Origin of the sequence: Xanthomonas sp. XNM01 (assembly GCF_014851915.1) — a bacterium.
Taxonomy (GTDB): Bacteria; Pseudomonadota; Gammaproteobacteria; order Xanthomonadales; family Xanthomonadaceae; genus Pseudoxanthomonas.
Genome location: NZ_JACVAP010000001.1, coordinates 768790 through 792456, shown reverse-complemented (window position 1 = coordinate 792456; position 23667 = coordinate 768790). Strand labels below are relative to the sequence as shown.

Genomic DNA, 23667 nt, shown 5'->3' with positions numbered 1-23667 from the left:
CCGCGCCAAGTGACTCCACCATTGATCAAGGTGAACGATGGAAAGAAAGGAAATGGAAGAGTTCGTGGCCAGCGCGGCATTGCTGGCCGGCCACCTCACACGGCAATGCGAGCAGGCGATCGCCGACCAGCGCGATGCCGTCGATGCGCTTCGTCGAAGCGCGGCCGACGTCGGCACGAACGTCGCCGATGGACAGGCCGCACTGAGCCGACAGACCAGCGCCGCGGTGCGGGATGCATTGGCCCAGGAGATTCCGGCCGCCTCCGCTGCGCTGGCCGATACCGCGGCGCGTCTGCAGCAGATGGCCGACCAGCTGCAGCAGCAGCGCATCGCGACCGAGGCGCGCCTGCGCTTCATGGGGTGGAAGTCGATCGTCGTCCTCGGTGCGGCCGCAGCGCTCGTGGTGATCGGCACCGCGTATGTCGCCAGACACAACCTGGAACGCGCCGACCGTGCACGCGTGGACGCCGCGGTCCTGGATGCACTCGAACAGGTCTCCATCACGTCGTGTGACGGTCAGCCCTGCATCAAGCTCGAACCCGGACTGCAGCGCTGGAGCAGGAACGAGGAGTACGTGCTGGTCGAACGCACCGGGTCGTCCGCGCCCGCCGAGTGACCGCCCGACTCCGTCGGCGGCCGGAGTGGTCGGCCGACATGCCTGCACGCCGCAGGCGCCTCCACCGTAGACCCGCAAGGATTGTTCCGTGACCAACACACGCCTGCTCATCGCGTCCGTCATCACCGTGCTGGCCTGCATCGCCGCGCTCTATCTGTCCGGCCATCTCGCCCTGATGTTTCTCGGGCTGGATACCGGACAGGCCGGGCTGGGCACCTACCTCGATTACCTCAGGCATCTGGATCATCCGCAGGTCGCGCAGTACGGCGGGCGGATCAAGGCGGCCGGCGCGGTCGGCGCCGGCGTGGCGTTCCTGGTCTGGGCCTCGCTGATGGTGATGCTGTTCAAGCTGCGCAGCTACGGCAACCTGCATGGCCGCGCCCGCTTCGCCGGGATGATGGACCTGGCCGGCAACGGCTTTCTCAAGCAGAAGGAGGACGGCATCGTCGTCGGGCAGATGAACGGCAAGCTGCTGCGCCTGGCCGGACAGCAGTTCGTGATCCTGGCCGCCCCCACCCGCTCGGGCAAGGGCGTCGGCGTGGTCATCCCGAACCTGCTTGATTACCGCGAGTCGGCGGTGGTGCTGGACATCAAGCAGGAGAATTACGACCTGACCTCCGGCTGGCGCCGCTCGATCGGCCACGAGATCTACCTGTTCAATCCTTTCGCCGAGGACCGCCGCAGCCATCGCTGGAATCCGCTGACCTACGTGTCGGCCGATCCGGCGTTCCGCATCTCCGACCTGCAGAGCATCGCCGCCATGCTGTATCCGGATGGCGACGACAAGGACAAGTTCTGGATCAGCCAGGCACGCAACGCCTTCCTGGCGTTCGCCCTGTACGTGTTCGAACGTCACGAGGCCGACCCCGCCGCCGAGAAGCCCACGCTCGGTGCGATCCTGCGCGTGTCCTCGGGCGACGGCACCGAACTCAAGCCCTACCTGCAGAAACTGTGCGAGCAGCCGTTCCTTGGCGCGCAGACACGTACCGCGTTCACCGGCCTGCTGTCGCAGGCCGACGTGACCTTCGCCTCGATCATCGGCTCGTTCCGCGAGCCGCTCAATCCATGGCTCAACCCGGTCCTCGATGCGGTCACCAGCGCCGACGACTTCCGCCTGGACGATGTCCGCCGCCGGCGCATGACGATCTACGTCGGCATACAGCCGAACAAGCTGGCCGAGAGCCGGATGATCGTGAACCTGTTCTTCAGCCAGCTGATCAACGTCAACACCAAGGCGCTGCCGCAGAACGACAAGAGCCTCAAGCACCAGTGCCTGCTGCTGATGGACGAGTTCACCTCGATCGGCCGGGTCGACATCATCGCCAAGGCGGTGGCCTACATGGCCGGCTACAACCTGCGTCTGCTGCCGATCATCCAGTCGATGGCGCAGCTCGATGCGGTCTACGGCAAGGAACTCTCGCGCACCATCATCACCAACCACGCGCTGCAGATCATCTATGCGCCGCGCGAGCAGCAGGACGCCAACGACTACTCGGAAATGCTCGGCTACACCACCATCCGCCGCCGCGCGCGCACCCGCTCGCACGGACAGGGGCGCAGCGTGTCGGACAACGAGGTGCTGGAGAAGCGCGCCCTGATGCTGCCGCAGGAGCTGAAGGCGATGGGACCGGAGAAGGAGATCGTCCTGTACGAAGGCCTGCCGCACCCGGTCCTGTGCCGCAAGATCCGTTACTACAAGGACAGCTACTTCACCAAGCGGCTGCTGCCGAAGGTGGAAGTGAAGCCGCTCGAACTGCGCACGACGTGAGCCGCCAACGGCCCGGCTTCCCGGCTTCTTCCAGCCGGGCATGGCGGGTGGCGACACGCTGCCGACCGAGGGCCGTCTCCAAAGGCGCCGGCGTCCTCGGCGCGCGGCTCTCTACGCCGATCCCGCCCCGGACACGGCCCGCAGCCAGCGCGTGGCCACCGCCACCGCCAGCAGCGCACTGGCCACGCACAGGAACGCGAAGACCAGCGTGGTCCCCTGCGCGATGAAGCCGATCAGTGCCGGGCCCGCCAGCACGCCGGCGTAGCCGAGCGTGGTGATCGCGGGGATGGCGAGGCTCTCGGGCATGGTCTTCTGCTGGCCGGCCAGCGAGAACATCGCCGGCACGATGTTGGCGCAGCCGATGCCGATCAGGGCGAAACCGGCCAGCGCGTGCGACGGTGCATCCAACGTGGTCGCCAGCACGAACCCACCGAACGCGACCAGCGCACCGGCGATGATGGTCGGCAGGCGGCCCAGCCGCTGCACCATGCCATCGCCGACCAGACGGGTGACCGTCATCGCCAGCGAGAACACCACGTAGCCGATGCCGGCGCGCGCCTCGTCCATGCCCTTGGCGTCGGCCAGGAACACCGCACCCCAGTCCAGCATCGCGCCTTCGGCCAGGAACACCACGAAGCACATCGCGCCGATCAGCAGCACGATCCCGCGCGGCCAGGCGAAGGCCGGCGCGTCCTGCGCGATCCGCTCGGTGCGCCAGTAGCGCATCGAACCGAGCAGCAGCGCGACCAGCACCGCCACCGCGATCGCGCAGGCCACCCACGGCGCCGCGCCGACGCTGAGCAGCGCAGTCAGCGCGGCCGCACCGACGAAGCCGCCGATGCTGTAGAACGCGTGGAAACCGGACATCAGCGCGCGCCCGCTCTCGCGCTCGACCACCACGGCCTGCATGTTCATCGTGCAGTCCATCGTGCCCACACCCGCACCGAACACGAACAGCGCCACGCCCAGCGCGATGGGGCTGGAGACCACCGCCAGCATCGGCAGCACCGCGCAGATCAGCAACGCGGCCACCATGAGCACGCGCCGGCACCCCTGCCGCGCGGTCAGCGCGCCGGCCAGCGGCATCGCCAGCAGCGAGCCGGCGCCGAGGCACAGCAGGACCAGCCCGAGACTGCCGTCGTCGAGCCCGGCCCGCGCCTTGGCGAACGGCACGATCGGCGCCCAGGCCGCCATCGCGAAACCGGGCATGAAGAAGGCCGCACGCGTGGCGTGCTGCTGCAGGACTGCATCGTGGGGACGTGACATGGTTCGACCGGATGGGATGAAGAGGGCGTCCGGAACGGACGGCAGGAAGGCGATGCCGCGCGACCGCGGACAGCGCGTGGGCATCGGCATGACGCGGGCGGCTCAGCGGCCGATCGGCACCTTGAGGATCTCGATGCCGGAGGCGCGCAGGCGGCGCAGCAACGCGGTCGGCGCGTCCGCACCGGTGACCAGGCGGCTCACCGCCGCGGCCGCCGCGACCTGATGGGTGGCATGCGCGGCCAGCTTGTCGGCGGTCGCCACCACCACCGTCTCGGTGCTGGCCTGGACCATCGCGCGCTTGAACACGGCCTCTTCGGCGTTGTTGGCCCAAAGCGTACCGTCGGTATCGATCGCGCAGGCGCCGGGGAAGCACAGGTCGGCACGCACGCGCTGCACCTGCTCGAGCGCCTGCGCGCCGACCGTCGCACCGGTCTGCGGGTCGAGCCGGCCGCCGATCAGCACCACCTCGATGCCCTCGCGCACCAGCAGGAGGCCGGCGATGTCCGGCGCGTTGGTCAGCACGGTCAGCGAGCGCCCCTCGGGAAGCGCCGCGGCGATGCAGGCATTGGTGGAACCGGCGTCGATCAGCAGCACCTGCCCCGGCTGGACCAGGCCGGCCGCCGCAGCGGCCAGGGCGCGCTTGGCGTCGCTGTCCAGCTCGCGCCGTGCCGCCAGCGCCCGCGGCGATGCCGAGGGCTTCAGCGCGCCGCCATAGACCCGCTGGCACAGCCCCCGGGCGGCGAGTTCGCGCAGGTCGCGGCGGATCGAGTCCTCCGACACACCGAAGCGCTCGGCCAGATCGGCGGCCACGACCCGGCCGTGCTCGCGCAGCAGCGCCAGGATCGCCTGCTGCCGCTCCTGCGGCAGCGCCTCGATGGGCGCGGTGCTCATGCCTGCGGCTCCACGTCGATCCGCATCCCCAGCGCGACCAGCGCGCGCCGCAGCGCGGACGCATCGTGGAAGTGGATGCCATGCAGGCCCAGCTGCCGTGCGGCCTCGACATTGGGCAGGGAGTCGTCGATGAACACCGCCGCCTGCGGGTCGATGGCGAAGCGCTCCAGCAGCCGCCTGTAGATCGCCGGATCGGGCTTGATCAGCCCCTCCTCGCCGGACACCAGGATGCCGTCGAACCAGGCCAGGAACGGAAACCGCTTCAACGCGACCGGGAAGGTCTCCTGCGACCAGTTGGTCAGCGCATACAGGCCGACGCCCTGCGCGTGCAGCGCATGCAGGACCTCGACCGTCGGCGCGATCGCATCGCCCAGCGTCTGCTCCCAGCGGTCGCGGTACATCGCGATCTGCGCCGCGTGCGAAGGATGCCTGGCACTGAGTTCGGCGACGGCCTCGTCCCACGGCCGTCCCGCATCCTGCCGTGCGTTCCAGGCGGGACTGCAGATTTCGGCCAGGAAATGCTCCATCTCGGCCGCGTCGCCGAAGACATCGCGGTACAGATAGCGGGGATTCCAGTCGATCAACACCCCGCCGAGGTCGAAGACGACCACGCTGGGCGCATGCGGGATGGCGTGAGGAGCAGAGGACATCGGGACACCTGTGCCGGTCGCGAAGAACGCAATCCTACACCTTCATGCACAAACGTGCATCATCATGCATACGTATGCCCGGCGCCAGCTCCACCGTGGACGGCCCCCGCGCCCCCGCGCCTGCCGGTTTCTGTCTGCTGCCCGCCTCCGACATGGGATGCGCGGACTGCCACGCACGACCGTGCAGGCAGGGCGGCGCGCTACCCTTGCCGGTCCATCTGCAACTGCCGCACGTCCGCCATGCTCTACCTCGGCCTGTTCATGGCGGCATTCCTGGCCGCGACTCTGCTTCCGGCGCAATCCGAAGCGGTCCTGGTGGGGCTGTTGCTGGCCGGCCATCCGTGGGGCTGGCTGCTGCTGGTGGCCAGCGTCGGCAACGTGCTCGGATCGCTGGTCAACTGGTACCTGGGCCGCGGCGTGGTCCATTACCGCGACCGCCGCTGGTTTCCGGTCAAACCCGCGGCACTGGAGCGCGCGCGCGGCTGGTACGCGCGGTATGGCCGCTGGTCGCTGCTGCTGAGCTGGGCGCCTGTGATCGGCGATCCGCTGACCCTGGCCGCCGGCATCATGCGCGAGCCGCTGCGGGTGTTCCTGCCGCTGGTGGCCATCGCCAAGACCGGGCGCTACCTGGTGCTGGTGCTGGTGACGCTGCACTACGTGTAAGCCGCTGCTCAGGGCCGGACTCAACGGCAGGCCGTCGTCCGCGCCTGCAGACACGATCGCCCGCGCACGCGTAATGCCGATCCGCCGGAGACCGGCGGATCAGATCGCATTGCGAACGCCCATCTCCGGACGCGGACGCGGTCCCGGCACCCGGCCGCAGGGCCGGACATCGGGACGCCCGATCCAGCAGGGCTGGCAGCCGGCGCGCGCACCGGCTCCGGCGGCCTCAGGCCGCGCTGGCGTGCAGCGGCTGCAGGCCGTGTCCGGCGGCGGCACCGGCCGATGCCGCTCCGATCCGGAACACCGACACCGCCTCGATCAGCCCCGCGGCCTGCTGTTCCATGCTGCCGGCGGCGGCCGACGCCTCCTCGACCAGGGCCGCGTTCTGCTGGGTGGTCTCGTCCATCTGGGTGATGGCCTGGTTGACCTGTTCGATGCCGGCGCTCTGCTCCTGCGAGGCCGCGGCGATCTCGCCCATGATGTCGTTCACCCGCTTCACGCTGGCGACGATCTCGTCCATCGTCGCGCCGGCCTGGGCGACCAGCGCCGATCCACCGGCCACCTTCTCCACCGAGTCCTCGATCAGCGCTTTGATCTCCTTGGCCGCGCCGGTGCTGCGCTGGGCCAGCGTCCGCACCTCCGAGGCCACCACCGCGAAGCCACGGCCCTGCTCGCCTGCACGCGCGGCCTCGACCGCGGCATTGAGCGCCAGGATGTTGGTCTGGAACGAGATCCCGTCGATCACCGAGATGATCTCGGCGATCCTGCGCGAGGCCTGCTCGATCCCGCTCATGGTCGCCACCACCTGCCCGACGACCTGACCACCGTGGGCGGCCACGTCGGCGGCGCCGATCGCCAGCTGGTTGGCCTGGCGGGCGTGGTCGGCGTTCTGGCGCACGGTGGAGGTCAGTTCCTCCATCGATGCGGCGGTTTCCTCCAGATTGGCCGCCTGCTGCTCGGTGCGGCGCGACAGATCGCTGTTGCCGGCCGCGATCTCGCCGGCAGCGCCGTTGATCGACGTGGACGCCTGCTGGATGCGGCCGACGATGTCGGTCAGCTGGCCGACGGTCGCGTTGGCGTCGTCGCGCATGCGGGCGAACACGCCGTGGAAATCGCCCTCCATGCGTGCGGTCAGGTCGCCGCGGGCGATGGCCTGCAGCAGTGCCGACACCTGGCCGAGGTTGCCGTCGGTGGTGTCCATCAGGCCGTTGAGGCCTTCGATCATCGCGCGGAAGTCGTGCTGGTAGCGCTGCGCATCGCCACGCTGGGAGAAGTCGCCGGCGGCCGCGGCCGACGCCAGGCGCCGGATCTCGTCGTTGATCGCCGACAGGTTGCGCTTGGTGGCCTCCATCGCCTCGGTCATCGTCGCCTTCTCGCCGGGCAGGCGTTCCATGTCCTGGCTCAGGTCGCCCATCGCGTAGCGCTGCATCAGCGCCACCAGCCGCGTCTCCAGCTCGACATGCGAGGCGACCAGCGCATTGCTCTCGCGCACCATGCGGCCGTAGTCGCCGGGGAAACGCGCGTTGTCCATGCGGAAGCTGATCCGGCCGGCGTCGTGGTGGTGGGCCATGTCCGACAGCGCGCCGATCACCGCCTGCAGCTGCTCCTGCATATGGCGCATGCTGGTCAGCAGCTGGCCGGTCTCGTCGCCGGGCTGCGCGCCGATCGGGTTGTCCAGGCGACCATGCGCGATCGCATCGGCCACCTCGGTGGCACGTCGCAACGGCACGGTCAGGCTGCGGGCGATGGCCCAGCCGGCACCGATGCCGGCCAGCAGCGCGAGCAGCCCGAACCCGAGCAGGCTGCCGTTGGCCAGCCGCACCGCCGCGTTGATCGCGCTGGTGGAATCCGCCTGGCGGGCGTTCTGGATGTCGATCGCGGCCTGCAGCGTAGCCGCACGCTGCTCGAACAGCGCCCGGCCCGGGCCCAGCAGGATGCGCGCGGCTTCCTCGCCCTGGCCGGCATCGATCAGGCCGATGACCGCGTCGATCTGCTCGCGCGCGGCCTGCTCGGTCGCGGCGATCTGCTGACGCGCACCGGCTTCTTCCGCATCGGCGGACAGCGCGGCCAGCGCCTGGGCCGAGGACGCGTAGCTCTGGCGGATGCCGTCGACCCGTTCGAGCACCTGGCTGCGCTCGTCGGCGGGCGCCAGGATCAGGTCGCGCACCGCGCCCTCGACCCGGAAGTTGTCGCGCCGCATCAGCGCCATCAGGTAGAGCTTCCGGTTCTGGACCTCGGTCATCTCCTGGATCTGCTCGTCGATGCCGTCGAGCTGGTGCAGCGCCAGGCCGGTGGAGGCGCCGAGCAGCAGGAGAAGCAGACCGAAGCCGAGAGCGAGCCGTCGGCCGACTCCGAGGCGCTGAAGCATGTTCATGGGGACTCACATCATGGGGAGGGGGAGTGCCGCCGCATCGATCCTGAGGCGGCCACGGCACCGCCTGATCTATCGACCCTTTTCGATTCCCGCTTAAGCGCCGCATCCGCCATCGGCTTGACCTGGGTCATGGCATCGCCATCCCGCTGGCGATGCCATGACCGATGGAGCATGTGCAGTGACGGCCGCATGCGCTTGCGAGCCCGCACGGCAACAAGCGCGCTACCATCGCCCCGCCGTTTTCCACCGCACGCCCCGGAGGCTCCATGTACGACCTGCTGCTGCCCAAGGTCGTCCGCACGCTGGACCTTGGTGACTGGGGCGCACGCGGCGGCGACGGCCTCGCCCTGGCCGCGCCGCCGCAGCGGATCGAGGCCCGCTGCGGCACCGAGCACCCGCCCCTGCTGATGCAATGCGCCCGGATGCCGCTGTTCCATCGCGACATCGTCCTGGCCCTGCAGGCGCTGGGCGCGGACGCACTGCAGACCATTCCGGTGACACTGCGCACGCCACGGCACGGTCATGACGCGTGGCTGGCGGTGAACGTGATCGGACGCGTGTCGCTGGCCGACATCGCCGGGCAGCTGCCGGATCCCGGCACGTTGCCCGACCGCCGGCAGCCATTCGTGCACGAGGCGATGCAGCGTGCGGCCGCATCGCTGGCCCGCATCGACGCGCAACGCCGTCCGCCGCTGGCCGATCCGCCACCGCTCGCGCGTCTGGCCGAAGGCGGACATCCCCTGGTGATCCGCAGCGACATCCGGGCCGCACTGGATGCGCGCTTCACCGTCCCACGGCCCGGGGGCGACCTGCACCACATCCGCTTCGACGACCTGCGCTTCTGCGACCTGTACACCGGCACCAGCTTTCCGCACCTGGTCGCCGAAGCGGCCGCAGACGACAGGCGGGCCTTGCCGGCGCACGTCGCGCGCTGATCCACCGCCGCGCGGCGTCGGGCCGCCCTGTCGGCGCGTCCGCAGCGCGCGCGATCCGCACGCACAGCGCGGAGCGATCACCCGCCGCAGCGGCACCGACGGCAGCGGGCAGAGCTATGCGCCCAGGCCATCGAGCTATGGCGATTGCACATAGGCCACACCGGCAGCGGATGGTCCGGCTACCCTCGGCGACATCCCATCCGAGCCATGTCCATGCACGAACCGTCGCGACGCAGGTTGTTCAAGGGGTTGGTCGCGGCGACCGCCGCAGCTCCCTTCGCCACGCCCGCCCTGGGCGCGCCCTGCCCGCCCACGCCCGCCCCGCGCTGGAGCCGCGGCGTCGAAGGCCAGCGCGGCGCCGATCTCGGCGACGGCACCTATCTCAATCCGATCGTCGCCGGCGACCGCCCGGACCCGACCATCCTCAAGGACGGCGACGACTACTACATGACGTTCTCGTCGTTCCTGTCCTACCCCGGCATCGTGATCTGGCATTCGACCGACCTGGTCAACTGGGCGCCGATCGCCACGGCGCTGCACGCGCCACTGGGCACGGTGTGGGCGCTGGACCTGTGCCGGCACGGCGACCGCTACTACATCTACATCCCGGCCGAGCCGCCGGGCGGCGACGGCTGGTCGATCTTCGTGATATGGGCCGACGACATCCGCGGCCCCTGGAGCGACCCGGTCGACCTCGGCCTGCGCGGCTGCATCGATCCGGGCCACATCGTCGGCGAGGACGGCAGGCGCTACCTGTTCGTCAACGGCATCCGCCGCGTACGCCTGAGCGACGACGGTCTGGCCACCGATGGCGCGCTGGAGCCGGCGTATGCCCCGTGGCGCTACCCGGACGACTGGGTCACCGAGAACTTCGCTCCGGAAGGCCCCAAGCTGCTGCGCCGTGGCGACTGGTTCTATCTGGTCACCGCGGTCGGCGGCACCGCGGGGCCGGTCACCGGCCACATGGTGATCGCGGCGCGCGCGCGTTCGATCCATGGCCCGTGGGAGCACTGCCCGCACAACCCGCTGGTGCGCACCCTGGACGAGGCCGAGCCGTGGTGGTCGCGTGGCCACGCCACCCTGGTCGAAGGACCTGGCGGCGACTGGTGGATGGTCTATCACGGCTACGAGAACGGCTACCGCACGCTCGGCCGGCAGACCCTGCTCGAGCCGATCGAATGGACCGACGACGGCTGGTTCCGCCCGGTCGGCGGCGACCTCTCGCGTCCGCTGCGCAAACCCCGCGGCGGCAAGGCCGGCCCCGCCGGCCAGGCGCTCTCGGACGACTTTTCCCGCGACCGCTTCGGCATCCAGTGGAGCTTCCACGCACCGGGCCCGCAAGACCGCGCACGTGCGGCGCTCGACGGCACCGGACTGGTACTGGCCGCTGCCGGCGCCACGCCGGCCGACAGTTCGCCGCTGACCTGCCTGGTCGGCGATCGCAGCTACGAGGCCGAGGTGTCGCTGGACCTGATCGACGGCAGCGAGGGCGGGCTGCTGCTGTTCTACGACCACAAGGCCTTCGTCGGCCTCGGCTTCGCGCCGGACACGCTCAAGGCCTTCCAGTACGCGGCCGAGCACCCGTGGATGCGTGTCCCGATGCGCACCACGAGCGTGCGGATCCGCCTGCGCAACGAGCGCCATGTGGTCGGCTTCCACTACTCGCACGACGAGGGCCGCAGCTGGACCCGTTACGACACGCGGATGGAGGTCTCCGGCCTGCACCACAACGTGTTCGGCGGTTTCCTCAGCCTGCGGCTGGGCCTGTACAGCGCCGGGCGCGGGCGGGTGCGTTTCCGCGATTTCCGCTACCGCGCACTGGACTGAGGCGGCACGCCATCGACGTCGCGGGCCGGTTGCAGCCGCACCACCAGATGGCGCAGGAACAGCTGGGTCAGCGGGCCCACGCCGAACGCGAACACCAGCGTGCCCAGACCGGCCTTGCCGCCCAGCAGCATGCCGACCGCCAGCACCGACACTTCGATGCAGGTGCGCACGCGGCGGATCGACCAGCCGGTGCGCCGCGCGACGCCGGTCATCACGCCGTCGCGCGGGCCCGGCCCGAGCTGGGCACCGACGTACAGCGCGGTGGCGAATGCGCACAGCGCCACACCGGCCAGCATGTACGCCCAGCGCAGCCACAGCGCCTCCGGTGCGGCCAGCCAGGCCATGTGCAGATCGGCGAACGGCCCGAGCAGCAGCGTGTTGGCCAGCGTGCCCACGCCCGGCATCTGCCGCAGCGGAATCCAGGCCAGCAGCACCGCGGCCGCGGTGAGCACCATCACCATGCCGAACGACACCGGCAGGTGCCGCGTCGCCCCCAGGTGGAACACGTCCCACGGCGATGCGCCGACCATCGCCTCGATCATCAGCGCGATCGCCAGCCCGTAGATCCACAGGCCGGCGAGCAGCCGCAGCAGGCGTTCGGGCAGGCGGCCGGCACGCAGCTGCGCGAGCGGGCCGAGGTTGCTGAGTGCGGGCGCGGGGGCATTGGCGTTCATGGCGGCCACGATGCGGCAGATTGGCCCTTCCCGATAGAGCCAATCGTGGGATAGTGGCCCCATGAACCGCTCGATCGCTCCCGAACGCCTGGCCGCGCTGGTCGGCCGCTTCGACCGCATCCCGGCCTATCGCGGCCTGTGCCTGGCGCTGCAGGAGCTGATCGGCGACGGCCGCATTCCCGATGGCACGCGCCTGCCGAGCGAACGTGCGGTCAGTACCGCGCTCGGCGTGTCGCGCAACACGGTGACCCGCAGCTATGCCGACCTGGTCGCCGCCGGCTTCGCCAGTGCGCGCCAGGGTGCGGGCACCTTCGCGATGGTGCCGCTGGAACGCAGGCGCGCGCACGACCACACCCTGGGCGCGACGAAGTCCGGCGAGGGCGCGATCGACCTGACCTGCGCCGCCGGCGCGGCCACGCCCGGCACCGCGGCCGCATATGCGCGCGCACTGGCCGCCCTGCCCGCCTATCTGGCCGGCGACGGCTATCTGCCGGCCGGCCTGCCGGCGCTGCAGGCCAGCATCGCGGCGCTGTACGTCCGCCGCGGCCTGCCCACCCGCTCCGACCAGATCGTGGTCACCTCCGGCGCGCTGTCGGCGATCGCCGTCGTGGCCCGTGCGCTGTCGCAGCCGGGCGACCGGATCGCGGTGGAAACCCCGGGCTATCCCAATGCGATGGAGGCGCTCAGGCTGGGCGGCGCGCGCCTGGTCGGTACGCCGCTGGCCGACCCGCTCGGCGAGACCGGCTGGGACACCGCCGGCTTCGAGGCCACGCTGCGCCAGACCCGGCCACGGCTGGCGTACCTGATTCCCGACTTCCAGAATCCGACCGGCTTCCTGATGGACGACGCGACGCGTGCGCACCATGCCGCGGCGCTGCATGCGGCGGGCACCCTCGCCATCGTCGACGAATCGCTGCAGGCCACCGCGCTGTCCGATGCGCCGATGCCGGCGCCATTCGCCCGGCATGCGCCCGATGCGGTCAGCGTCGGCAGCGCCTCCAAGCTGTGCTGGGGCGGCCTGCGCGTGGGCTGGATCCGCGCGCCGATGGCGCTGGTCGAGCGCATCGTCGCAGCACGGGTGCAGCTGGACCTGGGCAGCTCGCTGTTCGACCAGCTGGTGGTGAACGAACTGCTGGCCGCCGATGAGGTGTTCGCCACCCGCCGCGACCAGGTCCGTGCGCAACGCGATGCGCTGGCGCAGGCGCTGCGGGACCACCTGCCGGCGTGGCGCTTCCGGCTTCCCGACGGCGGCCTGACCCTGTGGGTGCAGCTGCCGCACGGCAGCGCGACCCGGCTGTGCCGGATGCTCGAACGCAGCGGCGTCCACCTCGCGCCCGGGCCGGTGTTCGGCGTGGAAGGCGGACTCGATACGTGGCTGCGGATCCCCTATGCGAAGCCTGCCGCGCAGCTGGTCGAGGCGGTGCAGCAGATGGCGCGCGCCTGGGCGGCGCTGCCACGCGAGCCAGGCCGACGACGCGCGGACACCCGCCCGCTGATCGCCTGATCCGGCATCCGCCTCAGCCGACGGTACCCGCTGGCGGCGCAGACGGCACGCCGTCGAAGCGGGCGAGCGTGTACGCCATGCCCGCTTCGATCGCCGCATCCAGCGTTTCGCAGGTCGCCGCCAGCGGACGACGCCAGCGACCGGTGCCGACGATCACCACTTCGGTGACTTCCGACCAGCCATCGAACCGCACGCTGGCGGTGACCAGCACGTGCTGGCCACGATGGATCGCATTGACGCCCTTCCGGCCCTTTCCCTGATTCGGCATCGAACGACGTCCCCTGGTTCCCGATACCCACAACGCCCGGCGGCCGCCGCAGCGACGGCGCCTGCCGAAACGGCGCGCATTCCGACAGCGGATGCAGGCAGGCGAGCGCCGCGGCCCGCGGCAGCCTCTGAACCGTTCACCCGCGCACGCCATCCGTCTGCGCGCGGCCATCGCCCTTCCACGTCGGGGTCCGTCACCACTGCACGTGGCCGTGACGGCTCCGCGTGCAGTCTCCAGTGCATGGACCAGATGCACAAATCCGACATCGATGCCGAGCTGGACCGGCTGGAACAGCGCCTCCAGACGCTGCTCGGCGATCAGGACCACGCCCGGGTACTGGCGCGTTTCGCCGAGGAAGCCGCGCCATTGAATGCCGACCCTCCGGCCGAGCACGCCGCCTACATCAGCCGCCGCATCGACTGCATGCTCGCCGCGGCCGGCCTGGTGCCCGGCGAACCCGAAGGCGAGCCCTGTCCGCAGGGTCCACGCTGACGCCTCCCGTTACCGCTTCCGACCAGGACCCCGCATGAACCAGCAACCGCAACGTGGCAGTTCCACACCAACCTCCGAACGGCCGCAGCCGGCCCGCGAGAGGCGCGAGAACAAGCGCATCCCGCTGCGCATCATGTGGTCGCTGATCATCGGCATCGCGCTGCTGGGCAGCGTGCTGCTGTGGGTCTTCTCGCGGATGCCGGCCAGCGGTTGACGCGCGCCTCCGCGGCGCGCTCCGGCACCGCCGGCCGGATGCGAGTCACGCGCTGCGGGCGATGACGCGGGGGCCTGTGCCCGGCCGCGCCTGGTCCCCTATGATCGACGGCGATCATCCAGGGGGAGATGGCATGACCACGATCGACAGGACGCGGCGCGGAGTCATCGCGTCGCTGGGGCTGCTGGGGGCGGCTCCGCTGCTGCAGATGCTGCCACCGCACGCGCGTGCTGCCGACCGCCCATCGCGCCTGCGCATCGATGCGCTCGGCGGACCGGGGCGCTACGGCGCCGGTCCGGATGCAGGACTGGATGCGCAGATGCTCGCCGACATCCGCGCCTCCGGCCTGACCGCCACCAACGTCACCATCAGCGGCGTGGGCAGCTATGCAAAGGACTACGAGGCGACCATCGCCGCCATCGCCCGCTGGAACGAGCGCATCGCGCAGCATCCGGACCTGCTGATGCTGGTGCGCAGCCCGCAGGATCTGGACACGGCCGCGCGCAGCGGCCGGCTCGGCCTGATCTACGGCACCCAGGACGCGACCGCCCTGGGCGAGGACCTGGACCGCGTCGACCTGCTGCACCGGCTGGGCGTGCGCGTGTTCCAGCTCACCTACAACCGCCGCAACCTGGTGGGCGATGGCTGCATGGAGCCGGCCGATGCCGGGCTCAGCCGCTTCGGTCGTGAGCTGATCGAGCGCCTGGAACGGCGCCGCATGCTGATCGACCTGTCCCACAGTGGCCGGCGCACCGCGCTGGAGGCGATCGCCGCGGCGAACGGGCCGGTGGCGATCACCCACACCGGCTGCGCCGCGCTTGCCGACCTGCCACGCAACAAGACCGATGCCGAGCTGCGGCTGCTGGCCGAGCGCGGCGGGGTGGCCGGCATCTACCTGATGCCGTTCCTGCGGATGGACGGCCAGCCGATGGCGGCCGACGTGATCGCCCATATCGAGCACGCGCTGGACGTCTGCGGCGAGGAGCACGTGGGCATCGGCACCGACGGCGCGATCTCGCCGGTCGTGCTCGACGACGCATTCCGCAGCAGCTTCGCCGCCCTGGTCAACGAGCGGAAGCGCCTGGGCATCGGCGCCACCAACGAACGCCCGGACGTCTACACCATCATTCCCGACCTCAACCGGGCCGACCGCTTCGAACGCCTGGGCGAGCTGCTGCGCGGACGCGGCCATCCGGCCTCGCGCGTGGACAGGATCCTCGGCGGCAACTTCGCCCGCCTGTTCGGCGAGGCGTGGGCACCGGCCCGCACCTGACCCGCCGGGGCCGGCGCGGGCCAACAGCGCCGGCGGACGTCAGGCCGTCAGCAGGCCGGCGTCGCGCAGCGCCTGCTCCAGCGGCGCCTGGTTGCCGGATTCCAGTTCGGTCATCGGCAGGCGCAGGGTGCCGCCGCACAGGCCGAGGCGCTGCATCGCCCACTTCACCGGAATCGGATTGGCCTCGGCGAACAGCTGACGGTGCAGCGGCAGCAGCTGCAGCTGGATCCGCATCGCGGCCGCCACGTCGCCGGCCAACGCGGCCACGCACAGCGCATGCATCAGCCGCGGCGCGACATTGGCGGTGACGCTGACATTGCCGTGGCCGCCGCACAGCATCAACGCCACCGCAGTGGCGTCGTCGCCGGAATACACCGCAAACCCTGCCGGCGCCTCGCGGATCAGCCACTGCGCGCGCTCGAGGTTGCCGGTGGCCTCCTTGATGCCGGCGATGCCCGGCACCTGGGCCAGGCGCAGCACGGTGGCGTGCTGCATGTCGGCGACGGTGCGGCCGGGCACGTTGTAGAGCACGATCGGCAGGTCGCCGGTGGCCTCGGCGATCGCCTTGAAGTGGCGATACTGCCCTTCCTGACCGGGCTTGTTGTAGTAAGGCACCACCTGCAGCTGGCTGCTGGCACCGACCGTGCGCGCGAACCGGGCCAGCGCGATCGCCTCGGCGGTGGAATTGCCGCCGCAGCCTGCCATCACCGGCACCCGGCCGGCGGCCTGGTCGACCGCGACGCGGATGATCTCGCAGTGTTCTTCGACATCGACCGTCGGCGACTCGCCGGTGGTGCCGACCACGCCGATGCAGTCCGTGCCCTCGGCCACGTGCCAGTCCACCAGGCGACGCAGCGTGGCGTAGTCGACGCTGCCGTCCTCATGCATGGGCGTGACGAGCGCGACGATGCTGCCGCGGTGGAGGACATCTGCAGAAGTCATGGCGATACCGGAATGCGGGGAAGGACAACGCAGCGATTCTAATCGCGATGGCACCGCGATGAACGGACGATGGCGCAACGTTTCGCGGTTGCCGCGGAAACCATCGGACGACGGATCCCGACCGCGCACCGCAGGCCGTCTTCGCCGGGGCCGCAGGCGGCGGCCAGCCTCGCATCCATCATGCGACGCGCGCCCATGCGGTTGCAGACCGCGTCGTCGCCTGCCGGTCGTCCGGCATCGCGAGCCGTGCCGGCCTGCGCATCCACGCAGCACCCTGCGCGCGCGACGGATGGCCCGGGGTTCCTGCCAGCGGCGCCTGTCCGGCGAATGCGCCTGCAGCGGACTCCGCGGGTCGCGACGCGGCGTGCGCATCGCTGCATGCCGGCACAGGCTCAAACCATGCGCGCCCCGTGTGCATCCAAGCCGATGCACGGCTCACCGACGACACCGACCGCCGATGCACCCGCCCTTCCCACACGAGGACAGCCGATGCCCGCCCCCCTGGTCTTACCCGCTCCCCGACGCGTCCACCGCTGGACCTCGCGGGTGCTCGCCGCCTGCCTGGCGATCGCCGCACCCTGCCTGGCCCGCGCCGAGGCGCTGGACCTGAGCGGCTTCGACCAGGACATGACCAGCCCGCCTACGCGCATGCTCACGCTCGGTTCGGTCCATCTCGGCCAGCTCGAGGAGTTCGACCCGGCCGCGCTGGAACCGCTGCTCGACCGGCTGGCCGCGTTCGCGCCGCAGGTCATCACGATCGAGGCGCATGCCGGCGCCGAATGCGACTTCGCGTCGCGCCATCCCACCCTCTACGAGGCCGACTACTGCGCCAGCAACGAGGCGGCGATGCAGGCGACCGGGCTGGACATCCCGACCGCACTGGCGCGGATCGAGACGACCCTGGCGCACTGGCCGCAGACGCCGGGCGCCACCGATCGCCGTCGTCTGGCCTCGCTGTTCCTGGCGGCCAACGACCGTGCCTCGGCCTACGTGCAGTGGCTGCGTCTGGACCCGCTCGAGCGGCGGCCAGGCGACGGGCTGGACACGGCACTGGTGGAGCTGTTGGAGCAGACCGCGTCGCGCAACAACGAGAACTACCGGATCGGCGCGCGCCTGGCCGCGCGGCTGGGTCTGGAACGGGTGCATGCGGTGGACGACCACACCGGCGACCGTTATCGCCGGCCCGACCGGCAGGCGTTCGGCACGGCGCTCTCGGCCGCCTGGGACACCGACCGCGCCGGGCTCGACGCCCTCATCGCACGCGAGGAAATGCTCGCCCGGGGCGATGACCTGCTGCCGCTGTACCGCGCGCTCAACCATCCCGACACCCAGCGGATCCTGGCCGACGCGAACGTGGGCCGGACCCTGCGGGCGGCGTCGCCGCCGCCGCACCATGCACGGATGTGGGTCGGCGGCTGGGAGCTGCGCAACCTGCGCATGGTCGGCAACGTCCTCGACGCCGTCCGCGAGCGGCCGGGCGTGCGCGTGCTGAACATCGTCGGCAATTCGCACAAGGCCTGGTACGACAGCTGGCTCGGCCGGATGTCGGGGGTGGAGATCGTCGATGCCCTGGAAGTCCTGCAGTGATCGCCGCCGCTCGAGCCCGCGTGCCTGCTTCGCACCGGCACTCCCGGCATGACTTCCGGGAGTGCCGGCCAGCGGCGCCAGGCCGCATGCTCGGCCACCCTCCACGACCGTCCCTGCCATGCGCCGATCCGCGATCCGTCTTGCGCTCCTGCTGTGCTGCCTGCCCGCTGCCGCGTGCGCTGCGACCGCGGACCGTTTCACCGCCTGCGACGACACGGCCGGGTTCCCCGAACTGGCCGGCAGCCAATGCCTGACCACCACCCTTCCGCTGCGTCACGCGGCCCCGGATGCGGTATCGATCAGCGTCTTCGTCCGCCGTTTTCCCGCGGCGACGCCCGATCGCCGTCGCGGCCAGATCTGGCTGGTCGCCGGCGGGCCGGGCGAAGCAGGCGCCTCGTTCCACCCGCTGCTGCCGACCCTGCGGCGCGCGTTTCCGCAACACGACCTGGTGATCGCCGACCATCGCGGCACCGGCGGATCCGAGCGGCTGTGCCCGCTGCAGGAATCGCCCGGCAGCGCGGACGGCGTGGCCCTGGCCGGCAATGAATGGGGTCCGTGCATCGGCGCGCTGCATGCCGACCAGGCACGGACCTCGGCCTTCACCATCACCGAGGCTGCGCAGGACCTGTCGTCCCTGATCGCCCGGCAGCGCGGCGATGGCGAGGTGCTGGTGTATGCCGTGTCCTACGGCACGCAGCTGGCACTGCGCATGCTGCAGGTGGCGCCACAGCCGCTGGATGGCCTGATCCTGGACGGCCTGGTGCCGCCGGAAACCGCACCGCAGTGGGACCTGAGCCATCGCACCGCGGTGGTCGACGCGGTCGGCCGCGCCTTCCTCGGCGATGCCGGCTCGGCCGCCTACCAGCGCCTGCTGGACACCGCCGGCACGGAGCCCGCCTGGCGCGCGCAGATCCCCGGTGGCGATCTGCGCCGCTTCTTCGGCACCCTGCTGAACTTCCCGTCGCTGCGTGCCCGCATCCCGGCCATCGTCGAGGCACTGGGCCACGGCGACGACGCGCTGCTGCGCGCCACCGTCGCCGACCTGCGCGCCATCACCGCGCCGATGACGCGGCATCCGCTGTCATCGCCGGCCCTGCCACTGGTGATGCTGATCGCGGCGTCGGAAAACAACGCACGCCCGGACCTGACCCGGGCCACCGTCGACGACGAGGCCCGGGATGCGCTGTTCACCAGCGCGATCCCCGGCTTCCTGGTCGATGCGCCTGTCCCGGCGTATCCGCGCGATCGCTGGTTCGGCGGCACGCCGTCGGCGGTGCCACGCACGCTGGTACTCCACGGCACCCTGGACCCCAACACGCCCTACGCCGGTGCGCAGGTGCATGCGAGGACCCTGGCCGGCGCCGGACCGGTGCAGTTCAGCACCGTCGAGGGCGGTGCGCACCTGCTCAGCTTCGTCGCACCGCAGTGCTTCGTGGCTGCGGCATCGGCGTTCGTCGCCGGAACGGACGTCCCGCAACGCTGCAGCGAGCCCGATCCTCTGCCCTGACGCCACGCCTGCGGCGGCCGAGGCCGCCACTCGACCGCATCGTTGCATGCCTGGCCGGCTGCGCCGCCCCATGCATGGGATGTCGTGCGCGTTGCCCGCGGGACCCTGCCTCCGCATCGCTGTGGCAGGATCGACCGCGCTCCGCGCCGCTCCTGTGCCTCCGATCGATCACCATGCCCGTGTCCCGGCTGCACATCCGCTCCGTCCAGTTCGACGACACCCACGTCCACCTGCATCTGGCGGACGGCCAGCGGCTCAGCGAGTTCCTGTCGCGCAACCCGCGCCTGCAGGGGGCCGATGCGGCACGACGCGCAGGCTGGGAACCGAGCGCGGATGGCCTGTGCATCAGCTGGCCCTCGCTGGCACGGGTGAGCGTGCCGGACCTGGTCTGGGATGCACGCTACGACAACGCCCTCAAGCGCCTGCAGGCGCGCGGCTGGAATCTCGACGCGCTGTCGCCCCAGGACCAGCAACTGGTCGCGCTGTGGCGGATGGAAGCGGACATCAACAACGGCGGCTTCATGCAGTTCCTGTGCAACTGGGGCGACCAGACCTGCCAGCTGGCGCTGTCGGCGCTGGGCGCGATCGGTGCCACCCGGACCCATGCGGCGCTGGCCGGCATGCGTGGACTGATGGACCGGTTCGAGGACGCGCCGGAAATCACCGGGCTGCACGATCTGCATGCGGCGTTGACCACGGCCGAGCAGCAGGCGCTGGGTGCCTTCGAAGACGCCTGGTATGCGTATCCCGACGATCTCGCCCGGCTGGGCCTGATCCACTTCGGCCCTGAGCCGGCGCGGCCGGACGACGACCAGCCACGCGACGACCGCCAGGACTGACAGGCTGGCGGTCACCGACGCGCCGCAATGCTGCGGCACACGCGCTTCCAGCCGCGCCGGGCACTCACCCGGGTGCCGGTGCGTCCATCGCCACCGTCACCACGGACGGCCCCTTCAACTCGATCACGTTGCCGTCCGGATCGTGGATGCAGAGCGACGGCCCCTCGCCTTCCGCACCGAAATTGCACTGCGCCGGACCGGAAGGCGGACAGCCGTGCGTGTGCAGATGCGCCGCCAGCCCGGCCTCGTCGAACGGCGCGATGCGCAGGCAGAGATGGTCGACGTTGCGTGCCTGCGGCCCCGGTGCTGCGCCGCCCTGCCGGCCGAGGCGCCCATCGACCGCCACCAGGTCGATCATCGAGACGCCGGCGCGCAGATGGACCAGGCCGAGGTGATCGCGCCTGCGCACGACCTCGCAGCCCAGTACCTGCCGGTAGAACGCCACGCTGCGCTCGAGATCGACGACGCGGAACACCAGATCGTCGATGCGCTCGATGCTGAAGGGAATCGGCATGGATCCTCCTCACTTCCCGGCGAGATGCCAGGCCACCAGCGCATTCGCATGCCCGTGGCCCAGCCCGTGCTCGCGCTTGAGCAGGTCTACCAGCGCCATGTGCCGGCCTTCGCCGGCCGCACGCAGGATGCCGAACCAGTGTTCGACCGGCTGGCCGTAGGTCTTCTCGATCGAGGGAAAGTACGACGCCGGGCCTGTGATCCTTTCTGCTGCTGCCATGCTGGACCTCGCTGATGGACGGTATGCCCTGACGACGGATGGGAATGCCGCGCTTCGACATCGGCTGCGACCGGCAGCCACGTGGGCGACGGAAAGGCGACGCGCGCGCGGCTGCGCTCGACCGGGCAGGGTCGCCGGCGATCGGCACCGGCCGGGCCACGCGCCAGGGCATGCGTGGCGTCGGCCATGGAACGCGGACACCATCGCATCATCGACCGCTGCTTGCGGTTCGGACATGACCGCGGGAAGGCATGCACGGAGCGACCCCGTAGGGAGGCTGAACGCCCGTCACTCCCGTGCCATGCATCGCGCCCGCCGACGCGCCGCTGTCCGGATGCGGCACGGCGGTCCAGTCAGCCTGCGCATGGCCGGCGTGCGCCCGCAGGCGCTAGACTGCGCGCGCCTGAACACCCGGGCGATGAACGAGGAACCGCCCGATGATCACCAACGACGTACTCCGCAGCATCCGCTACATGCTGGATTTCAGCGATGGCAGGGTGGTCGAGATCGTCCATCTGGCCGATCCGGCGTTCCCGCTCGACAAGGCCGACATCCCGGCCCTGCTGAAGAAGGACGGCGAGGACGGGGCGGTGGTCTGCAGCGACGCGCTGCTGGCACGCTTCCTCGACGGCCTGATCGTCCACTACCGCGGCCGCGACGACAGCCAGCCGCCGCGACCGCTGGAGACGCGCGTCACCAACAACCTGGTGTTGAAGAAGCTGCGCGTGGCGTTCCAGCTCAAGGACGTGGACATGCACGACACCTTCGAGGCGGCGGGCTTCCCGCTGAGCAAGCCGGAGATGACCGCGCTGTTCCGGCTGCCGGGCCACAAGCACTACCGCCCCTGCGGCGACCAGATCCTGCGCAACTTCCTCAAGGGCCTGACCCTGCGTTTCCGCACCGGCGAGCAGGGCGAGCGCGGCGGCTGACCCGACCATGGCCGGTGAAACGCTGGACGCGGACGTCCGCCACCTCAATGGCCGACGGGCCGGCACGAGCCTGCACCTGCGTCTCACGCGACACCGCACCAGCACGCCACCCACCCGCAGGCGTCGACCATGACCGTGTTCCGGGACGTCGTGATCACGCTCGCGATCCTGGTCGCCGCCTTCGTCGCAGCCTGCATCGGCGCCGGGCTGCTCGCGCAGGCAGGCGCGCTCGGCAGTTGCTTCGAAGGCAGCTGCGGCTATGTCGCGGTACTGGTCGCCCTTCCCCTGCTGTGGCTGCTGTTCGGCGCGCTGGGCATCGCGGCGCGCGTGTCGCTCCGGCGCCGTCTGCAGCGCAGGCGTACCGCCAACGGCCCGAGGTCGACGTGATTGATACCGACGGACGCCGGCAGGTTTCCGGTCCGACGCAGGTCATCCCCGCGATGCCCCGGAACGACGCGCTGGCCGCACCCGCATGCGCCACGTCCGGTCACGGCCACATATAGCCGCGCGAGCGGGCCGCTGCTGGCTTCAAGACCCGATCATCGCCCTGCGGCCGGCGGCGCCGATGCCGCGTCGCGCTCGTCCCTGATGCTCCACTGTGCGCCGCCGGCACCTCCTCGCGGAAGTCGATGCGGATCGGATAGCGGCCGTTGTCGCACCGCACGCCCCGGACCTCCTGCCATCCGCGCGCTCCCGGTTCGCCGTCGGCCGGCGGGTCATGAACGCATCCAGCCCGCGGCGCTCGTCGCAGCCGCGCAGCCCGAGCGCGGACACCGTGCCGACCATCGCGTCGTTCTGCAGCGTCCGGTTGGCCATCGTGCCCGGCTCGAGCGCATCGGGCACCAGCGAGGCGGCGCCACCGTCGGCGCATGCGGCACCGGACGCCAGCAGCAGGCCGACAGCGGTGATCCGCGATCTCTGCCTGGGTGCCGTCCTTCGGGCGACAAGAGGATTTCCTGTTCCGCAGCGGTATTCTTCATCGGCACGCCGCAGCGCTGCAGCCAAGCGGTGCCGGTGCGTGGGACACTGCCAGCACATCGCACTGGATCCACCCGATGCACCAGCATTTCGAGAGCCCGTTCAAGGGCCGGCTGCTCAGCGAGCAGGTCACCAATCCCAACATCCACGTCGGCCGCTACAGCTACTACTCCGGCTACTACCACGGCCACGGTTTCGACGACTGCGCCCGTTACCTGCTGCCGGACCGCGACGATGTCGACAGGCTGGTCATCGGCAGCTTCTGTTCGATCGGCACCGGCGCCAGCTTCATCATGGCCGGCAACCAAGGCCATCGCCACGACTGGGCGAGCACGTTCCCGTTCTTCTACATGCAGGAGGAGCCTGCCTTCGGCGGCGCCATCGACGCCTTCCAGCCCGCGGGCGACACGGTGGTCGGCAGCGACGTGTGGATCGGCGCGGAAGCGATGGTCATGCCGGGCATCCGGATCGGCCACGGCGCGGTCATCGCCAGCCGAGCGGTGGTCACCCGCGACGTGGCGCCCTACACCATCGTGGCCGGCAACCCGGCGCGGCCGATCCGCACCCGCTTCCAGGACGACCAGATCGCGATGCTGCTGCAGATGGCGTGGTGGGACTGGCCGCTGGAGCGGATCGAACAGGCGATGCCGCTGCTGTGCGCGTCGGACATCGAAGCGCTGTACCGACTGTGGCAGGCGGAGGCCGCCGCCTCCTGATCCGGCAGCAACGCCTGCCGC

At 70.8% G+C, this 23667-nt stretch carries 24 protein-coding genes; 15 read left to right on the top strand and 9 right to left on the bottom strand.

What is annotated here, in order from left to right:
• Nucleotides 1-37: 37 nt before the first annotated feature.
• Both IB242_RS03490 and IB242_RS03485 read left to right on the top strand, forming a co-directional pair.
• Nucleotides 38-616, top strand: coding sequence for a hypothetical protein (locus IB242_RS03490; protein WP_192275911.1), 579 nt, complete (start codon nt 38-40; stop codon nt 614-616).
• Between the two features lie 88 nt (nt 617-704).
• Nucleotides 705-2384 (top strand): type IV secretory system conjugative DNA transfer family protein, encoded by a 1680-nt coding sequence (locus IB242_RS03485; RefSeq protein ID WP_343237078.1) that lies wholly within the window; start codon nt 705-707, stop codon nt 2382-2384.
• Nucleotides 2385-2495: 111 nt separating this feature from the next.
• Here the strand turns inward: IB242_RS03485 and IB242_RS03480 are convergent, their stop codons facing one another.
• The 3 genes from IB242_RS03480 to IB242_RS03470 form a co-directional block, all read right to left on the bottom strand.
• The gene (locus IB242_RS03480) at nt 2496-3650 is read right to left on the bottom strand and encodes an MFS transporter (RefSeq protein WP_192275910.1); all 1155 of its coding nucleotides are present in this window, start codon (nt 3648-3650) and stop codon (nt 2496-2498) included.
• Nucleotides 3651-3752: 102 nt separating this feature from the next.
• Complete coding sequence (locus tag IB242_RS03475; protein WP_192275909.1) at nt 3753-4541, bottom strand: DeoR/GlpR family DNA-binding transcription regulator; 789 nt, start codon at nt 4539-4541, stop codon at nt 3753-3755.
• The gene (locus IB242_RS03470) at nt 4538-5191 is read right to left on the bottom strand and encodes an HAD family phosphatase (RefSeq protein WP_192275908.1); all 654 of its coding nucleotides are present in this window, start codon (nt 5189-5191) and stop codon (nt 4538-4540) included. The genes IB242_RS03475 and IB242_RS03470 overlap by 4 nt, the downstream gene beginning before the upstream one ends.
• A gap of 240 nt (nt 5192-5431) precedes the next feature.
• On the opposite strand from IB242_RS03470, the gene IB242_RS03465 reads away from it, so the two are divergent.
• A complete protein-coding gene (locus tag IB242_RS03465; protein ID WP_192275906.1) occupies nt 5432-5854 on the top strand; it encodes a YqaA family protein in 423 nt (140 codons plus the stop codon).
• 226 nt (nt 5855-6080) lie between these two features.
• On the opposite strand, the gene IB242_RS03460 is transcribed toward IB242_RS03465, so the two are convergent.
• Nucleotides 6081-8228 carry a methyl-accepting chemotaxis protein gene (locus tag IB242_RS03460; RefSeq protein ID WP_192275904.1) on the bottom strand — a complete coding sequence of 716 codons (2148 nt, stop codon included), beginning with the start codon at nt 8226-8228 and terminating at the stop codon, nt 6081-6083.
• Nucleotides 8229-8494: 266 nt separating this feature from the next.
• Here IB242_RS03460 and IB242_RS03455 point away from each other — a divergent pair, with 266 nt between their 5' ends.
• Together IB242_RS03455 and IB242_RS03450 are read left to right on the top strand one after the other, a co-directional pair.
• Nucleotides 8495-9163, top strand: a complete 669-nt coding sequence (locus IB242_RS03455; protein ID WP_192275902.1) for a hypothetical protein — start codon at nt 8495-8497, stop codon at nt 9161-9163.
• 213 nt (nt 9164-9376) lie between these two features.
• Entirely contained in the window at nt 9377-10990 is a 1614-nt protein-coding gene (locus tag IB242_RS03450; RefSeq protein ID WP_192277677.1) for a family 43 glycosylhydrolase, read from the top strand.
• Here the strand turns inward: IB242_RS03450 and IB242_RS03445 are convergent.
• A complete protein-coding gene (locus IB242_RS03445; protein WP_192275900.1) occupies nt 10972-11664 on the bottom strand; it encodes a hypothetical protein in 693 nt (230 codons plus the stop codon). The genes IB242_RS03450 and IB242_RS03445 overlap by 19 nt on opposite strands.
• 61 nt (nt 11665-11725) lie before the next feature.
• On the opposite strand from IB242_RS03445, the gene IB242_RS03440 reads away from it, so the two are divergent.
• Nucleotides 11726-13168: a PLP-dependent aminotransferase family protein gene (locus IB242_RS03440; RefSeq protein WP_192275898.1), complete on the top strand. Its 1443-nt coding sequence runs from the start codon at nt 11726-11728 to the stop codon at nt 13166-13168.
• 13 nt (nt 13169-13181) lie between these two features.
• On the opposite strand, the gene IB242_RS03435 is transcribed toward IB242_RS03440, so the two are convergent.
• The gene (locus IB242_RS03435; RefSeq protein WP_192275896.1) at nt 13182-13436 is read right to left on the bottom strand and encodes a hypothetical protein; all 255 of its coding nucleotides are present in this window, start codon (nt 13434-13436) and stop codon (nt 13182-13184) included.
• A gap of 249 nt (nt 13437-13685) precedes the next feature.
• Here IB242_RS03435 and IB242_RS03430 point away from each other — a divergent pair, with 249 nt between their 5' ends.
• The 3 genes from IB242_RS03430 (at nt 13686) to IB242_RS03420 (ending at nt 15415) form a co-directional block, all read left to right on the top strand.
• On the top strand, nt 13686-13928 hold the full coding sequence (locus IB242_RS03430) for a hypothetical protein (RefSeq protein WP_225539989.1): 243 nt from the start codon (nt 13686-13688) through the stop codon (nt 13926-13928).
• Nucleotides 13929-13962: 34 nt separating this feature from the next.
• A complete protein-coding gene (locus IB242_RS03425; RefSeq protein WP_192275892.1) occupies nt 13963-14142 on the top strand; it encodes a hypothetical protein in 180 nt (59 codons plus the stop codon).
• 133 nt (nt 14143-14275) lie between these two features.
• Nucleotides 14276-15415, top strand: a complete 1140-nt coding sequence (locus IB242_RS03420) for a membrane dipeptidase (RefSeq protein WP_192275890.1) — start codon at nt 14276-14278, stop codon at nt 15413-15415.
• Nucleotides 15416-15454: 39 nt separating this feature from the next.
• Here the strand turns inward: IB242_RS03420 and dapA are convergent, their stop codons facing one another.
• A complete protein-coding gene (dapA, locus tag IB242_RS03415) occupies nt 15455-16357 on the bottom strand; it encodes a 4-hydroxy-tetrahydrodipicolinate synthase (protein ID WP_192275888.1) in 903 nt (300 codons plus the stop codon).
• A gap of 489 nt (nt 16358-16846) precedes the next feature.
• Here dapA and IB242_RS03410 point away from each other — a divergent pair, with 489 nt between their 5' ends.
• From IB242_RS03410 to IB242_RS03400, 3 genes are all read left to right on the top strand, one after another.
• Nucleotides 16847-17944, top strand: coding sequence for a DUF5694 domain-containing protein (locus IB242_RS03410; RefSeq protein WP_225539987.1), 1098 nt, complete (start codon nt 16847-16849; stop codon nt 17942-17944).
• 118 nt (nt 17945-18062) lie between these two features.
• Entirely contained in the window at nt 18063-19451 is a 1389-nt protein-coding gene (locus tag IB242_RS03405; protein ID WP_192275886.1) for an alpha/beta hydrolase, read from the top strand.
• Between the two features lie 173 nt (nt 19452-19624).
• Entirely contained in the window at nt 19625-20290 is a 666-nt protein-coding gene (locus IB242_RS03400) for a DUF4375 domain-containing protein (RefSeq protein WP_192275884.1), read from the top strand.
• A gap of 64 nt (nt 20291-20354) precedes the next feature.
• Here the strand turns inward: IB242_RS03400 and IB242_RS03395 are convergent, their stop codons facing one another.
• Together IB242_RS03395 and IB242_RS03390 are read right to left on the bottom strand one after the other, a co-directional pair.
• On the bottom strand, nt 20355-20804 hold the full coding sequence (locus IB242_RS03395; protein WP_192275881.1) for a VOC family protein: 450 nt from the start codon (nt 20802-20804) through the stop codon (nt 20355-20357).
• 9 nt (nt 20805-20813) lie between these two features.
• Nucleotides 20814-21023, bottom strand: a complete 210-nt coding sequence (locus IB242_RS03390; protein WP_192275879.1) for a DUF4287 domain-containing protein — start codon at nt 21021-21023, stop codon at nt 20814-20816.
• A gap of 437 nt (nt 21024-21460) precedes the next feature.
• On the opposite strand from IB242_RS03390, the gene IB242_RS03385 reads away from it, so the two are divergent.
• The 3 genes from IB242_RS03385 (at nt 21461) to catB (ending at nt 23646) form a co-directional block, all read left to right on the top strand.
• A complete protein-coding gene (locus IB242_RS03385; protein ID WP_192275877.1) occupies nt 21461-21952 on the top strand; it encodes a DUF1456 family protein in 492 nt (163 codons plus the stop codon).
• A gap of 129 nt (nt 21953-22081) precedes the next feature.
• Nucleotides 22082-22339: a hypothetical protein gene (locus tag IB242_RS03380; protein WP_192275875.1), complete on the top strand. Its 258-nt coding sequence runs from the start codon at nt 22082-22084 to the stop codon at nt 22337-22339.
• A gap of 668 nt (nt 22340-23007) precedes the next feature.
• Complete coding sequence (catB, locus tag IB242_RS03375) at nt 23008-23646, top strand: type B chloramphenicol O-acetyltransferase (protein WP_192275873.1); 639 nt, start codon at nt 23008-23010, stop codon at nt 23644-23646.
• Nucleotides 23647-23667 lie beyond the last annotated feature (21 nt).

Coding starts and splice junctions, on each gene's coding strand:
- IB242_RS03460 (WP_192275904.1), bottom strand. CDS start 8,228: ATGAACATGCTTCAGCGCCTCGGAGTCGGCCGACGGCTCGCTCTCGGC.
- IB242_RS03410 (WP_225539987.1), top strand. CDS start 16,847: ATGCCCGCCCCCCTGGTCTTACCCGCTCCCCGACGCGTCCACCGCTGG.
- IB242_RS03490 (WP_192275911.1), top strand. CDS start 38: ATGGAAAGAAAGGAAATGGAAGAGTTCGTGGCCAGCGCGGCATTGCTG.
- IB242_RS03430 (WP_225539989.1), top strand. CDS start 13,686: ATGCACAAATCCGACATCGATGCCGAGCTGGACCGGCTGGAACAGCGC.
- IB242_RS03465 (WP_192275906.1), top strand. CDS start 5,432: ATGCTCTACCTCGGCCTGTTCATGGCGGCATTCCTGGCCGCGACTCTG.
- IB242_RS03480 (WP_192275910.1), bottom strand. CDS start 3,650: ATGTCACGTCCCCACGATGCAGTCCTGCAGCAGCACGCCACGCGTGCG.
- IB242_RS03435 (WP_192275896.1), bottom strand. CDS start 13,436: ATGCCGAATCAGGGAAAGGGCCGGAAGGGCGTCAATGCGATCCATCGT.
- IB242_RS03455 (WP_192275902.1), top strand. CDS start 8,495: ATGTACGACCTGCTGCTGCCCAAGGTCGTCCGCACGCTGGACCTTGGT.
- IB242_RS03420 (WP_192275890.1), top strand. CDS start 14,276: ATGACCACGATCGACAGGACGCGGCGCGGAGTCATCGCGTCGCTGGGG.
- IB242_RS03470 (WP_192275908.1), bottom strand. CDS start 5,191: ATGTCCTCTGCTCCTCACGCCATCCCGCATGCGCCCAGCGTGGTCGTC.
- IB242_RS03400 (WP_192275884.1), top strand. CDS start 19,625: ATGCCCGTGTCCCGGCTGCACATCCGCTCCGTCCAGTTCGACGACACC.
- IB242_RS03475 (WP_192275909.1), bottom strand. CDS start 4,541: ATGAGCACCGCGCCCATCGAGGCGCTGCCGCAGGAGCGGCAGCAGGCG.
- catB (WP_192275873.1), top strand. CDS start 23,008: ATGCACCAGCATTTCGAGAGCCCGTTCAAGGGCCGGCTGCTCAGCGAG.
- IB242_RS03385 (WP_192275877.1), top strand. CDS start 21,461: ATGATCACCAACGACGTACTCCGCAGCATCCGCTACATGCTGGATTTC.
- IB242_RS03445 (WP_192275900.1), bottom strand. CDS start 11,664: ATGAACGCCAATGCCCCCGCGCCCGCACTCAGCAACCTCGGCCCGCTC.
- IB242_RS03425 (WP_192275892.1), top strand. CDS start 13,963: ATGAACCAGCAACCGCAACGTGGCAGTTCCACACCAACCTCCGAACGG.
- IB242_RS03450 (WP_192277677.1), top strand. CDS start 9,377: ATGCACGAACCGTCGCGACGCAGGTTGTTCAAGGGGTTGGTCGCGGCG.
- IB242_RS03395 (WP_192275881.1), bottom strand. CDS start 20,804: ATGCCGATTCCCTTCAGCATCGAGCGCATCGACGATCTGGTGTTCCGC.
- IB242_RS03405 (WP_192275886.1), top strand. CDS start 18,063: ATGCGCCGATCCGCGATCCGTCTTGCGCTCCTGCTGTGCTGCCTGCCC.
- IB242_RS03380 (WP_192275875.1), top strand. CDS start 22,082: ATGACCGTGTTCCGGGACGTCGTGATCACGCTCGCGATCCTGGTCGCC.
- IB242_RS03390 (WP_192275879.1), bottom strand. CDS start 21,023: ATGGCAGCAGCAGAAAGGATCACAGGCCCGGCGTCGTACTTTCCCTCG.
- IB242_RS03440 (WP_192275898.1), top strand. CDS start 11,726: ATGAACCGCTCGATCGCTCCCGAACGCCTGGCCGCGCTGGTCGGCCGC.
- dapA (WP_192275888.1), bottom strand. CDS start 16,357: ATGACTTCTGCAGATGTCCTCCACCGCGGCAGCATCGTCGCGCTCGTC.